The following is a 14,124-nucleotide window of genomic DNA, read 5'->3' on the forward strand; positions in this document are numbered from 1 at the left end:
CTCGTATTTTTGCTTGGTGCAAAATTCACTTTTAAAACATATCAACTTACCTAAAGACTTACGTCAATTAAAAGCTGAGGATTTACCTCAACTAGCTCAGGATTTGCGTGAATTTATCATTAACATTGTTGCTACCAAAGAAGGACATTTGGGTGCCAGTCTTGGTGTTGTAGAATTGACCATAGCTTTACACTACGTATATAACACACCAGAAGATTTATTGATTTGGGATGTTGGTCATCAAGCTTATGGACACAAGATTTTAACCGGAAGAAAAGAAATCTTTGATACCAACAGACAACTAAACGGCATTAGTGGTTTCCCAAAACGTAGCGAAAGTATTTATGATACTTTTGGTGTAGGCCACTCGTCTACTTCAATTTCGGCAGCTTTAGGAATGGCGATTGCCTCGCAACTTAAAGGTGAAAACAAACATCATATTGCTGTTATTGGTGACGCTTCTATTGCAAGCGGAATGGCTTTTGAAGGACTTAACCATGCTGGCGTTACAGATGCTAATCTCCTTGTAATATTAAATGATAATGCCATTGGTATAGACCCTAGTGTTGGAGCTTTAAAACAATATTTAACCAATGTTAAAAAAGGGTCTCAAAAACAAGATAATATTTTTGAAGCCTTAAATTTTAATTACTCAGGACCAATTGATGGTCATGATTTACCACTTTTAATTTCAGAGTTACAAAGACTGAAAACTGTAAAAGGCCCTAAGTTTTTACACATTATAACCAAGAAGGGTAAAGGCTTAAAACAAGCTGAACGAGACCAAGTAAAATATCACGCACCAGGAAAATTTGATGCTTCAACAGGTGAACTTATTACTAAATCAAATACTAGTGAACCACCAAAATATCAAGATGTATTTGGTGAAACTATAGTGGAATTGGCTTTAAAAAATGAAAAGATTATCGGCATTACACCAGCCATGCCAACAGGCAGTTCCTTAAAATATATGATGGATAAAATTCCTAAGCGTGCTTTTGATGTTGGTATAGCCGAACAACATGCCGTTACCTTGGCTGCAGGAATGGCTACACAAGGTTTAATTCCGTTTTGTAATATTTACTCAACGTTTTTACAACGTGCTTACGATCAAATAATTCATGATGTGGCATTGCAAAACCTACCAGTTATCTTTTGTTTAGACAGAGCTGGATTGGTCGGTGAGGATGGTGCCACACACCATGGAGTCTTTGATATTTCTTACCTTAATTGCATACCAAATCTGGTGATATTTTCTCCAAGAAATGCTATTGAACTTAGAAATATAATGTACACTGTTCAGCTCGGAATAGATTTTCCTATAGCTATAAGATATCCAAGAGGAAGAGGAAACATTTTAGATTGGAAACAACCTTTTGAAGAAATTGAAATTGGTAAAGGAGAATGTCTTAAAACAGGTAAAAAAATTGCTATTCTTTCTGTTGGAACAATTGCAAATACAGTTCAAGATACAATAGTTACCTCTAATAGAAATGAAGACATTGGACATTACGACCTAAGGTTTGTAAAACCTTTAGATGAAAATTTACTTCATACGATATTTTCAAATTATGAAGCTATTATCACAATTGAAGAAGGTAGTAAAATTGGAGGGTTTGGTTCTTCAATACTAAATTTTGCTAACAGCAACAGTTACAAGAAACCTATTAGCATTCTTGGCATTGCAGATCAATTTGTAGAACATGGGACTATTGACCAACTAAATGAACTTCAAAAATTGGATAAAACATCTATAAACAAGGAAATTGAAAATCTATTCTTGCTCCTCAACAATCGCTAAATCAGTTTGACCTTGTACTGGTTCAACTTCAATTTTTTCATAAGATGTCTGTACCTCTTTAGAACTAGAGATATCATCAATCAACAAAAGACAAGTTACTACAACGACGAAAATAACTAAGCCACCAAGGATATTATTTTTCATAAGTAGGGGTGTTACAGTTAATTAGACGGTAAATGAAAATAATAAATCGCTTAAAAACAAATTTTTTCGATAAAGTGTAATTTTTTATAAGATATTACCTCTAATTTTCTTATGAAGAAGCATTGCATTAGTATCTGACAGCTTTGAAATATAAAGGCATATAGCCAATAAGTTGTCGTACAATGATGCATTAGATAACTTCAGAGTCTCAGGAAGCACATTTAACAACAGCTTATCGTAATTGGATAAATTATTTTCAAAATAGTTAAAGGCCATTTTACCATACACGTTTAGCAACTGATTTAAAATCTCGTAACCAGCTATTTCTTTATTGATTACCTCTTTAGATTGGTAAACATTTTTAATGCTTAAATCAATAATATCCTTTATCTGTGCTTTGTATTGACTAACATCTAGCAGTGCGGTTTCAAAATTTCCAGCTAAAATATCATCTTCATGCTTCATAAAAAGCTGGGCAGCTTCATCTATTAAAGTCCCAATTGCTAATGCTCGCAAGTAACTTACACGGTCTTCCTTTGTTTTAAGAGAATTGTAATTCTCGGTTTTTATCTTGCCTCTTACGAGGTTAATTAAATACTCCAATGCATATTCTTCTTCAATGAGACCAAGGTTGATGCCGTCTTCAAAATCAATAATGGTGTAGCAAATATCATCAGCTGCTTCCACAAGAAATGTCAATGGATGTCTATGAAAACTTATATGTTCTTCACTACGTTTTGCTAAACCAAGCTCCATGGCAACATCTTTAAACATTGCCTTTTCACTTTGAAAAAACCCATATTTTTTATCAGCGATATGTTTTGTTGGCTTTTTTGGTAAAGACTCTTTAGGATATTTCATAAATGCCCCAAGTGTGGCATAACTTAAGCGTAGTCCACCTTCTCTGCCATCTCTACTTTCGGTAAGGATTTTGAATCCGTTGGCATTACCTTCAAAATCACATAAATCTTGGTATTGTTTATCTGTTAAATGCATTTTGAATTCAGAACCATTTCCATCCTTAAAATAGGATCCTATTGCCTTTTCACCAGAATGACCAAATGGTGGATTACCAATATCGTGTGCTAAAGCTGCAGCTGCCACAATAGCTCCAAAATCATTAATTTTGTAACCATGTACTTCCTCTAAGTGAGGATGTTTTTTTAGTAACAGTTGCCCCACCTTTCTACCTAAAGATCTACCCACAACACTTACCTCTAAGCTGTGCGTTAATCTTGTGTGCACAAAATCGGTTTTAGATAGCGGAACTACTTGAGTTTTATCTTGAAGCCCTCTAAATTCAGATGAAAATATGATACGATCGTAATCTACTTCGAAACCCAAACGTGTTTCGTCTTGTTCTTTTCTTAGTCTTTTATTAGTATCACCGTAACGTTTTAAGGAGAGTAATTGTTCCCAATTCATAGCTGTATTCTTAGAATGTGCAAGATAGATAAAATGAGAAGTAATTTTCAAATTAAAATCAACTACTCTCAAAGCTTTCCAATGTTAAGTTAATGTTTCCTTTAGAAGCGAATATTTAATGTTAAGCTAATACTTAGCTAACGTTTTTATTACAGAGGTTTAATTTTGGTTTAACCTATAGAAATGATTATCAGCGTTTCTTTGCAATGATAATTTATATCATTTTTATTGATGAACAAGCATATTTTTACAACTGTATTTTTTCTACTGTTTACGGTAGTTTTGGTGGCTCAAACAGGTTCAATTGCCGGTAAGTTAACCGACAAAGATTTTAACGATGAGCCATTACCTTTTGCAAACATTTTAATTAAAGGCACAACCAAAGGAACAACTTCTGATATGGATGGCCTTTATCAATTTCAAGATTTAGAAGCTGGTACTTACACATTAGTATTTAGCTTTGTGGGTTATGAAACCCAAGAGATCCCTGTAACTGTTACTGCTGGAAAAGTAACAACAGTAAATGTTCCTATGGGAGCAAGCGCAGCAAGTTTAGACGAAGTAGTTATTACAACTACAACACGAAAAGAAAGTGAAGTCGCTTTATTATTAGATCAAAAAAAGGCTGTTGAAATTAAAGAAAGTATTGGTGCGGAACAACTAAGCAGACTTGGTGTTTCTGATGCTTCAGCTGCTACAGCAAAAATCTCTGGCGTTTCTAAATCTGATGGATCTGGACAACTTTATGTTAGAGGTCTTGGTGACAGATATCTTACCACAACTTTAAATGGATTACCTGTACCGTCTGATAATATTGATAAGAAGAATATAGACTTAGGTTTATTTCCTTCAAAATTCATCCAAAACGTATCTATTAGCAAAACATTCTCTCCAAAAAATTCAGCAGATCAAGCATCTGGTAATATTGATATCGTCTCTAAAGAGGCTGGATCTAAGGAATTGGGAATTAGCCTAAGCGGTGGTCTTAATAGTAACGCTGCAGATGTTTTTGATAATTTCAAAGTAACTGCCAATAATAAAGACATTACTCTAGGTGTATACTCTAGAGCATATTCTGCAGATAATCTTGGTAATGCTCTAACCAGACAATCATGGGAACCTCAAACCTTAAGCACACCTATTGATCATTCTTTTTCTGTTAATGCAGGAGGTAAAGTTGGTGAGTCTAAAAAACTAGGATTGTATTTTAGTGGTGGGCAATCTGTTGAACACGAATACCGCGAAGGTATCTTTAGACAATATGACCAAGGTAACATCAGAGACTATATTAGAGATAATGATAATGTAAGATGGTTGAGAACTGTTAGTACCGTAGGTATGTTTAACGCTCAATATAAATTTAATAGCGATAACAGATTAAGCTTTAACACCTTTGCAGTTAACAAGGTTTTTGAAGAAACTTATGAAGCTGGTAGAAAAGGAACTTCTGAACGTTTTGAAGAATTAGATAACACTGACGAAGGATTTCAATTTGTTAGAGACCAAAATATTAAAAACACTTTATTATCTGTAACTCAGTTATCTGGTACTCATAATATTTCAGAAAAAAACACCTTACAATGGGCTGCTGGTTTTAACTATGTAGACGCAAATGAGCCTAACCGTATAAGAAACGAACTTAACTTCATTAACGACACAGGTTTAATAGAGTTAGCTTTTATAGGTGGTACTCAACAGCGTAAATCTGTTCAAGAGATCAATGATATTGAATACAGTGGTCGTATTCAAGATGAAATCATTTTTAAGGAAAATGAAGATGGTGATGCTGTTTATAAATTAACTTTTGGTGGTGACATCAGAAATAAACAACGTGATTTCACCTCTCAGTTCTTTGGTATTGTTGAACAAACCAGAGGATCTTTGAACCCTTCTTCTGTAGATGGTTTATCTGAAATTTTCACAGAGCAAAACTTCAACAATGGACTTTTAAACTTCAACCCTGTAGCACCAGACTTTTATGATGGTACTCTTACTTCATTTGCTGGTTTTGCAGATTTTGTAGCTGTATTTGATAAGTTTACTGCTCAATTAGGCTTAAGATATCAGAATGATGAGATTGATGTTAACTTTGATGTAGGTAACTACATTGACCCAGTTACATTCCAACCTAGAATTGGTAATTCTCTTCAAAACTACGAAAGACTATATCCTTCATTCAACTTAAAGTATGAATTAAGTGAGAAATCAGCTGTTAGATTAGCTGGTAGCTTCAGTCAAACTTTACCTGAATTTAAAGAAATCGCTCCTTTTGAATATGTATCTCCAGAAGGTTTAGTAACTGCAGGTAACCCTAATATACAAGCATCTAAAAACATAAACGTAGATTTAAAATACGAGTTATTCCCTTCTAGTGATGAGTTAGTTTCTCTTACTGCTTTTTATAAGCGAATTGAAGACCCTATAAATAAAACATTACGTCTAGGAGCTGATGGAAGCGTATTCTCATATTTCAATACAGGTGAAAAAGCTACAGTAATTGGTGCTGAGCTAGAAGGTAGAGTATACATCATCAAAAAACAAGACTCTCTTCCAAACTTAAAATTAACAGGAAATGTTTCTTACTTAGATCATGTCCAAGATCTTAAAGTAGAAAGAAACAGTGATGGTCAAGTTACACGTACATTCAGATATGGAAATAAAGAAGAAGTTGGTTTAGAAGGTGCTTCAGACTGGATAACAAACGTAGCTCTTACATTTAATACAGGAAAAAAATACCCTTACGAATTTACACTATCTGGTAACTATGCATCTGATAGAATATATGCTTTAGGTGCACCAAGAAACCAAAGTCAACCTGATGTGTTTTTCAATGGGGAAATCGTAGAAAAAGGTGTAGTTGTTCTAGATTTTATTTTCAATAAAGAAATCAACGACAACTGGAGCATTGGTTTTACAGGAAAAAATTTATTGAATCCAACAATTAAAAGATTCCAAAACAACCAATCTTCTGTAACAGGAATACCTTCTAAGGATACGGTACTGACTTACTCAACAGGAATTAATACTTCCCTGACGATTAATTATAAATTTTAAAAAATCAATTAAATCTTAAATTAACAATGATGAGAAAATTAAGTAAATTATTAAGCCTTGTAGCAATTACAGGTGTGCTATTTACATCATGTAACAATGATGATGATAATGGCGGTGGTAGTGGCCCAGGAGCAGAATCTATTCTTTCTGGAGCACTTACTGAAAGTAGAACTTTAGACCCAGCAGTATCTTATACTGTAAATGGTGTTCTTACTGTACCAACAAACATGACTCTTACTATTCCAGCTGGAACTGAAATTACTTCTAACGTTGGAACAGAAAACTACATTGCTGTATTACAAGGAGGTAAAATAGATGTACAAGGTACTGCAGATAGTCCAGTTATCATGAAATCTAATGGTACTGCTGGTGCTTGGGGTGGACTTGTAATTTGTGGTAACGCAACTACAACTGAAGGAACTAATGCAACTGCGGAAGTTGGTCAATTATCTTACGGTGGAACAAATGATGCAGATGATTCTGGTAACATCGACTATTTAATTATTAGAGATGCTGGTGCTCAAATCAATGCTGATTCTCAGTTTAATGGTTTAACACTTTATGCTGTTGGTTCTGGTACAACTATCGATAATGTTGCTATTATCAATGGAACTGATGATGGCGTTGAGTTTTTTGGTGGTACTGTCTCTCCAAACAACCTTTACTTAGAAAACAATCAAGATGATTCTGTTGACTGGACTGAAGGTTGGAATGGTACTTTAACTAATGCCTATGTAGTTAACACACTTGAGAATTTCTCAACGGCAATTGAAGCTGATGGTGCTAACAACAACCCTACTTTAGTTAATTTTACAGCTGTTTCTTCTACTGGAGGAACTGCAATTCAAATCAAAAATGATTCAGGTGCAACAATAAATGGTTTAACTTTAACTGGTTTTGAAACTACTTTCGACTTTAGAGATAACGCTCCTGTTTCTAACTTACAAATTGACGGTGCTGATGCTGATACTGCAGATGACGCTGTATACAACTCATCAAACAACAACGCTAGCAATTTTACTTGGGTAACAAACGCTAGTATTAATGAAGATGGTGTTTTACCTGCAAATATTACTGCTAGTATTACACTAGATCCTACTGTTCAATATTCTGTTAGCGGTCCTGTATTAGTAAACAGTGGTGCTACTTTAACTATTCCTGCTGGAACTGAAATCGTTTCTGCTTCTGGTACTGCTAACTATATCGCTGTTTTAAAAGGTGGTATGATCGATATCCAAGGTGATGCTTCTAGCCCTGTTGTTATGCGTTCTAACGACGGTGAAGCTTGGGGTGGTTTATTACTTTGTGGTGATGCTACTACTAGTGAAGGTGTTAACGCTATCGCTGAAGTTGGTGGTTTAGTGTACGGTGGTACTAACGATACAGATTCTTCTGGTAATATCGATTATTTAATCCTTAGAAATACTGGTGCGCAAATCAATGCTGATTCTCAGTTTAATGGTTTAACTCTTTATGCTGTTGGTTCTGGTACAACTATCGATAACGTTGCTGTTATTGAAGGGGCTGACGATGGTGTTGAGTTCTTTGGTGGTACGGTTAGCGTTACTAACTTCTATGCTGAAAACTTAGAGGATGATGCTGTTGACTGGACTGAAGGTTGGAACGGTACTTTAACTAATGCATATGTTACTGCTACTATAGGTGGTTTCTCTACTGCAATTGAAGCTGATGGTCCTAACAACAACCCTACTCTAGTTAACTTTACTGCAATTTCTTCTACTGGAGGAACTGCAATTCAAATCAAAAACAACTCTGGTGCAACAATCAATGGTTTAACTTTAACTGGTTTTGATACTTACTTAGATTTTAGAGATAACGCACCTGCTTCTAACTTACAAATTGATGGTGCAGATGCTGATACTGCTGATGATGCTGTATTTGCTTCTTCTTCTACTAACGCAAGTTTATTTGCTTGGGCTACAAACAACAGTGGTGTTGAGGGTAGTGCTTTACCAGCAAACATTACTTCTAGTATGTCTTTAGATCCTTCAGTTGTTTATACAATAAGTGGTCCTGTATTAGTAAACAGTGGTGCTACTTTAACTATTCCTGCTGGAACTGAAATCGTTTCTGCTTCTGGTACTGCTAACTATATCGCTGTTTTAAAAGGTGGTATGATCGATATCCAAGGTGATGCTTCTAGCCCTGTTGTTATGCGTTCTAACGATGGTGAAGCTTGGGGTGGTTTATTACTTTGTGGTGATGCGACTACTAGTGAAGGTGTTAACGCTATCGCTGAAGTTGGTGGTTTAGTGTACGGTGGTACTAACGATACAGATTCTTCTGGTAATATCGATTATTTAATCCTTAGAAATACTGGTGCTCAAATCAATGCTGATTCTCAGTTTAATGGTTTAACTCTTTATGCTGTTGGTTCTGGTACAACTATCGATAACGTTGCTGTTATTGAAGGGGCTGACGATGGTGTTGAGTTCTTTGGTGGTACGGTTAGCGTTACTAACTTCTATGCTGAAAACTTAGAGGATGATGCTGTTGACTGGACTGAAGGTTGGAACGGTACTTTAACTAATGCTTATATCAACTTAACAATTGCTGGTTTCTCTACTGCAATTGAGGCTGATGGTCCTAACAACAACCCTACTCTAGTTAACTTTACAGCTGTTTCTTCTACTGGTGGAACAGGTATTCAAATTAAAAACAACTCTGGTTGTACTATAAACGGTTTAACTTTAACTGGTTTTGATACACAATTTGATTTTAGAGACAATGCACCTGCTTCAAACGTTCAAGCGGATGGAGCTAATGCAGATGAAGCTGCTTCTTATGCTTCTTCTACAACCACTTCAGGTGATTTCTCTTGGATTAACAACTAAGAATAAATTTTATTATAAATAAAAAACCCGCTTCAGATGAAGCGGGTTTTTCTTTTTTAAAATCTTATTTCAATTTCAATCTGACTAATTAGAAGCTATTATTGTTTTGCTTTCTGTCCATTCGCTAACTGATGCAATAGCACCTTTTTTGTAGTCTACTTCTTTAAGAGAATCATTGTTCCAGTAGAACCATTTCCCTACTTTATTTCCATTATCATACTTTGCAGAAACTGTTTTTTCTCCTTGAACATCATAAGCAAACCAATCCCCATGCAACTTACCCTCTGCTGTATAAAAACCTGTTTGACTTACATTACCATTGTCGTGGTAATAAGTCACCTCAATTAAGTTAGTTTCTTTATTTAGTTTTAAACTTCTTTCTTTTTGTGCGTAGGTATAACCAACACTCAACATCATCAAAAATATTACTATCTTTCTCATAACTATTTGGGCTTTAATTAATAATAACCTTACAAACATAACATTAATTTTACATTTAAACAACAATTACATAACATTAAGTTAACATAAGAGTTTTAATTACTTGTTTTTCAGGTTTTTATTAAATTAAAATTTCGTAACATTTCATAATATTACACTAAATACTAGTGATAACTATTGTTCTCAGTTAATCTTTTTTTTAAGGACTTACAAAGAACATAACCTTTAGTTAACATAACGTTCAAATTAAAAGAAGAAATTTGCGTACAATTTTAGCTTTGAATTAAATGGAAAACCTTTATATCTATATGCTTGCTGCTTTGGCGTTTTTAGCAATAGCAGATTTAGTTGTTGGTGTAAGTAATGATGCTGTTAACTTCCTAAACTCGGCTATAGGTTCTAAAGCCGTCTCCTTCAAAACCATAATGATTGTTGCCAGCTTAGGTGTTGCTGTTGGAGCTATGACCTCTAGTGGTATGATGGAGGTAGCACGTAAGGGAATTTTCAACCCTGGAGAATTTATGTTTGATGAGATTATGGTCATTTTCATGGCAGTAATGCTTACTGACATACTACTCCTCGATTTTTTTAATACACTTGGTCTACCAACCTCTACTACAGTTTCTATCGTTTTTGAATTATTAGGTGCCTCTGTAGCTGTAGCATTAATAAAAATCTATGCTGATAGCAATGAAACTATTTTAGATTTAACCAACTATATAAACGACGCTAAAGCGATTGAAATTATTCTTGGTATCCTACTCTCAGTAGTTGTTGCTTTTACTGTTGGTGCTATAATTCAATACGTATCTAGACTATTATTGACTTTCAAGTTTCAGGAAAAACCATCATGGTATGGTGCTGTTTTTAGTGGTTTAGCAACAACAGCCATATTGTATTTTATACTTATTAAAGGGGTTAAAAACGCCTCTTTTATGAGTCCTGAAATTACTGAACTCATTACTTCAAATCCTTTGGCCTTAATAGGGATTAGTTTTGTTGTACTTACTGTAATATCATATGTTGCTATCAACTTCTTGAAATCTAACATCTATACCATAATTATTATCATCGGTACTTTTGCTTTGGCTGTTGCTTTTGCTGGTAACGACTTGGTAAATTTTATTGGTGTGCCAATGGCTGGATACGACTCATACCAAAAATGGTATGAAGCTTACTTAGCAACAGGAATATCTCCATCTGAATATAGCATGGAAGGTTTAGCTGGAAAAGTACCTACAAAACCTATTCTGCTCCTAATTGCTGGACTTGTAATGGTATTAACACTTTGGTTCTCTAGCAAAGCTAAGGCTGTGGTAAAGACTTCTGTAGACCTATCTAGACAAGATGAAGGCAAGGAACGTTTTGAACCAAACTTCCTTTCAAGAAATATTGTAAGACTAACGATAGGCTTATCTGAAAGCGTGAACAATATACTTCCTGAAAACTATAAAAATTGGGCTGAAAAACGTTTTGTTAAGCCTAAAGTTATAGCTAAAACTCAAGATTTACCAGCTTTTGATTTGGTAAGAGCAGCTGTAAACTTAATGGTTGCCAGTGTATTGATTTCTATAGCGACCTCAATGAAACTTCCATTATCAACCACATACGTTACTTTTATGGTTGCTATGGGTACTTCTTTAGCAGATAAAGCTTGGGGAAGTGAAAGTGCTGTTTATAGAGTTGCAGGTGTTTTGAATGTTATTGGTGGTTGGTTTTTCACTGCATTCAGTGCTTTTGTAGCTGCGGCAATCATGGCTGTTATCTTATTCTACGGAAAAGGATATGCTTTAGTTGGACTTCTTGTTCTTGCTCTGGTGCTTTTATTAAAAAGTTATTTGTCGCACCGTAAGAGCTCTAAAATAATGAAAGAAGAAGATCAGCTAGAGAAAGCTGAGAGTAGCTCTACCCAAGGTGTTATTCACGAAAGTGCCGCAAACATTGCAAGCGTTGTAAAGCGCGGTAACAGAATATATACCTCAGCTATTAATGGTTTAGCTGTTCAGGATTTAAAGCTCTTAAAAAAGAATAAAAAACAAATAGATAAACTTTCAAGTGAAATAGATGACTTAAGAGATCACATTTTCTATTTCATTAAAAATTTAGAAGAGCCTAGTTTAGCTGCAAGTAACTTTTACATCAATATTTTAGGTTACTTACAAGATATGACTCAATCCCTAGAATACATTTCTAAAGTGAGCCACAAGCATATCAACAATAATCACAAAAAATTAAAATTTAGTCAAATTAAAGAGCTTAAGGATTTAGATGCTCGTATGGAAGCTTTATTTACTACAACACAAAACGCATTTGAATCTCGTTCATTTGAAAAAATTGGTGCTGTTTTAGACAAAAAAGCAGAAGTATTTGAACTTGTTAAAGAAAAGATTCAAAAGCAAGTAGAACGTACACGCAATGAAGAATCTAGTCCAAAGAACACAACGCTTTACTTTAGTTTACTTTTAGAAACTAAAGACCTATTAACGGCAACCATGAATCTTTTGGATGAATATTATGGAGCACATGATAGTTCTGTAAAACCAGCTACTTTAACAATTGACAAAGACAAGGAAGAAGAATAAAATTCCTCAAAAATATATTTTGCAAAATGCCTAAGATGATCATCTTAGGCATTTTTTATTAAAATTATACGTATTTCAACGTCTAAAAATAAACTTTCATCGTATATAATAGTGTATTTAATTAACCTAAAAACACAATATGAAGAAAATTTCAATCCTTTTAGTTACAGCAATCTTAGTAAGCTCATGTGTTTCTAAAAAGAAATATGTGGCTTTGCAAGAAGAAAATGGCCAGATTAAAAGTGAGCTAACCAAAACTAGAGTAGAAAAAGAAGACTTAGAGAATAAGTTTGCAAAAATCCAAGCACGTGTAGATGAATACAACTCTAAAATCAACTCACTAAATGATGATGTTGAAGGTCTTAAAATAGAAAATGACATTAAAATAGATGTCAATGAGGATGGCACTGTACTTTCTAATGAGAGTAAGCGAAAAATGCTTGCGACTTTAAAGAATGTTGATCAAGAAGAATTAGCTAAAGCTAAGACCTTAAAAGATTCTATGAATTTAGCTGTTCAGTATAACTTAGCTAAATCTATGGACACTTCAGATTTAAATGAAGATGAAGATATTGCTGTAAACATTAATGAAACGGTAGTAATGATTTCAATCTCAGACAAAATGTTATTCAATACAGGAAGTTATAGAATAAGTAGTAAAGCAAACAACATACTTCAGAAGTTAGCAGATGTTATTAATTCTGAAGAAAGTATTGATGTAATGGTTGAAGGTCATACGGACTCTAGAACTATAAGTACTGAGAAAATTGCAGACAATTGGGATCTTAGTGTTTTAAGAGCTACATCTGTAGTAAGAAAATTACAGAATGACTATGACGTAGATCCGGCAAAATTAATTGCTTCAGGTCGTAGCAGCTACCAACCTCTTGTTGATAATGACACTAGAGAAAACCGTTCTAAAAACAGAAGAACACGTATTATACTTTTACCTAATATTGATAAATTCTTTGCTTTAATGGAAGCAAATTAATCCATTGAAATAAAAGGTAAAATTTTATAAAAAGCATCCTCCCGTAAAACTCGGCATTGGATGCTTTTTTTATATAGACAAACTTGAATTATAAAAATAGTAATCCATCATCAAGACCAAAAAATTATGGATGAAATGAATTATAATACCATACCACAAAGTATTGTACTTACTTCTTAAATAGCCCAAAACAATTCCAAATGGAAATATCCAAAGTAGCGAAATAAAAGAAAAGTGAACCAAAGCAAAAATAAATGCAGTTGCTATGATGGTTACTCTTTCGCTAACTACTTTTTGCAGTTGGTTAAATAAAAATCCTCTAAAAGCCAATTCTTCAAAAATTGGAGGTGTAATAGCTATGAATAAAATAGCCCAAAACATAGGATTCTCTAAATAAATATATCCTAAATAATAATTATCGGTCTCTGAATCGAATAAGAATGAATTAGTATAATCCGTAAAGAAATAGACTGTTAGAGCAGAAAATACGGGAAAAATAAACGAGAAAAATATGATTTTCCAATTTACATATGGAATTTTATATAAGCGTAAAATATTCTTGTAGTCTATTAGAGAAAAACCAATAACAAGAAGCGCAAAAACACTTTCTAAACCTATCTCTACACTTAAACTTGTTGGATATTCACTGTATAAAAAATAAGATACAACGGCATATACCAAAAAAATCACATAAAAAACAATGATAGAATTCAATGATTCTGCACGTGTTTCGGCAGCTCTTTTTACAAGTGACTTACCACAATTCGTGCAAAATTTTGCCTCATCTTGATAAATGGTATTACAGCTATTACAAATTTGGCTCATAGAGTT

General features: G+C 34.0%; 9 protein-coding genes. 5 read left to right on the forward strand and 4 right to left on the reverse strand.

Annotation, left to right across the window (positions count from 1 at the left end):
* Positions 1 to 16 precede the first annotated feature (16 nt).
* The gene (dxs, locus tag QGM60_RS11575) at positions 17 to 1,801 is read left to right on the forward strand and encodes a 1-deoxy-D-xylulose-5-phosphate synthase (RefSeq protein WP_281140571.1); all 1,785 of its coding nucleotides are present in this window, start codon (positions 17 to 19) and stop codon (positions 1,799 to 1,801) included.
* Here the strand turns inward: dxs and QGM60_RS11580 are convergent.
* Both QGM60_RS11580 and QGM60_RS11585 read right to left on the reverse strand, forming a co-directional pair.
* Positions 1,775 to 1,945, reverse strand: coding sequence for a hypothetical protein (locus tag QGM60_RS11580; protein ID WP_281140405.1), 171 nt, complete (start codon positions 1,943 to 1,945; stop codon positions 1,775 to 1,777). The genes dxs and QGM60_RS11580 overlap by 27 nt on opposite strands.
* Positions 1,946 to 2,029: 84 nt before the next feature.
* Positions 2,030 to 3,370 carry a deoxyguanosinetriphosphate triphosphohydrolase gene (locus QGM60_RS11585; RefSeq protein ID WP_281140406.1) on the reverse strand — a complete coding sequence of 447 codons (1,341 nt, stop codon included), beginning with the start codon at positions 3,368 to 3,370 and terminating at the stop codon, positions 2,030 to 2,032.
* Between the two features lie 231 nt (positions 3,371 to 3,601).
* On the opposite strand from QGM60_RS11585, the gene QGM60_RS11590 reads away from it, so the two are divergent.
* Positions 3,602 to 6,424: a TonB-dependent receptor gene (locus QGM60_RS11590; protein ID WP_281140407.1), complete on the forward strand. Its 2,823-nt coding sequence runs from the start codon at positions 3,602 to 3,604 to the stop codon at positions 6,422 to 6,424.
* 29 nt (positions 6,425 to 6,453) lie between these two features.
* Positions 6,454 to 9,279, forward strand: coding sequence for a hypothetical protein (locus tag QGM60_RS11595; protein ID WP_348634908.1), 2,826 nt, complete (start codon positions 6,454 to 6,456; stop codon positions 9,277 to 9,279).
* 84 nt (positions 9,280 to 9,363) lie between these two features.
* Here the strand turns inward: QGM60_RS11595 and QGM60_RS11600 are convergent, their stop codons facing one another.
* Complete coding sequence (locus QGM60_RS11600) at positions 9,364 to 9,720, reverse strand: nicotinic acid mononucleotide adenyltransferase (protein ID WP_281140409.1); 357 nt, start codon at positions 9,718 to 9,720, stop codon at positions 9,364 to 9,366.
* 287 nt (positions 9,721 to 10,007) lie between these two features.
* Here QGM60_RS11600 and QGM60_RS11605 point away from each other — a divergent pair, with 287 nt between their 5' ends.
* Both QGM60_RS11605 and QGM60_RS11610 read left to right on the forward strand, forming a co-directional pair.
* Positions 10,008 to 12,302 carry an inorganic phosphate transporter gene (locus QGM60_RS11605; RefSeq protein ID WP_281140410.1) on the forward strand — a complete coding sequence of 765 codons (2,295 nt, stop codon included), beginning with the start codon at positions 10,008 to 10,010 and terminating at the stop codon, positions 12,300 to 12,302.
* A 139-nt stretch (positions 12,303 to 12,441) separates the two neighbouring features.
* The gene (locus QGM60_RS11610) at positions 12,442 to 13,293 is read left to right on the forward strand and encodes an OmpA family protein (protein ID WP_281140411.1); all 852 of its coding nucleotides are present in this window, start codon (positions 12,442 to 12,444) and stop codon (positions 13,291 to 13,293) included.
* Between the two features lie 69 nt (positions 13,294 to 13,362).
* Here the strand turns inward: QGM60_RS11610 and QGM60_RS11615 are convergent, their stop codons facing one another.
* Entirely contained in the window at positions 13,363 to 14,118 is a 756-nt protein-coding gene (locus QGM60_RS11615) for a CPBP family intramembrane glutamic endopeptidase (RefSeq protein WP_281140412.1), read from the reverse strand.
* Positions 14,119 to 14,124: the final 6 nt, after the last annotated feature.

Origin of the sequence: Winogradskyella sp. SYSU M77433 (genome assembly GCF_029911945.1) — a bacterium.
GTDB lineage: Bacteria > Bacteroidota > Bacteroidia > Flavobacteriales > Flavobacteriaceae > Winogradskyella.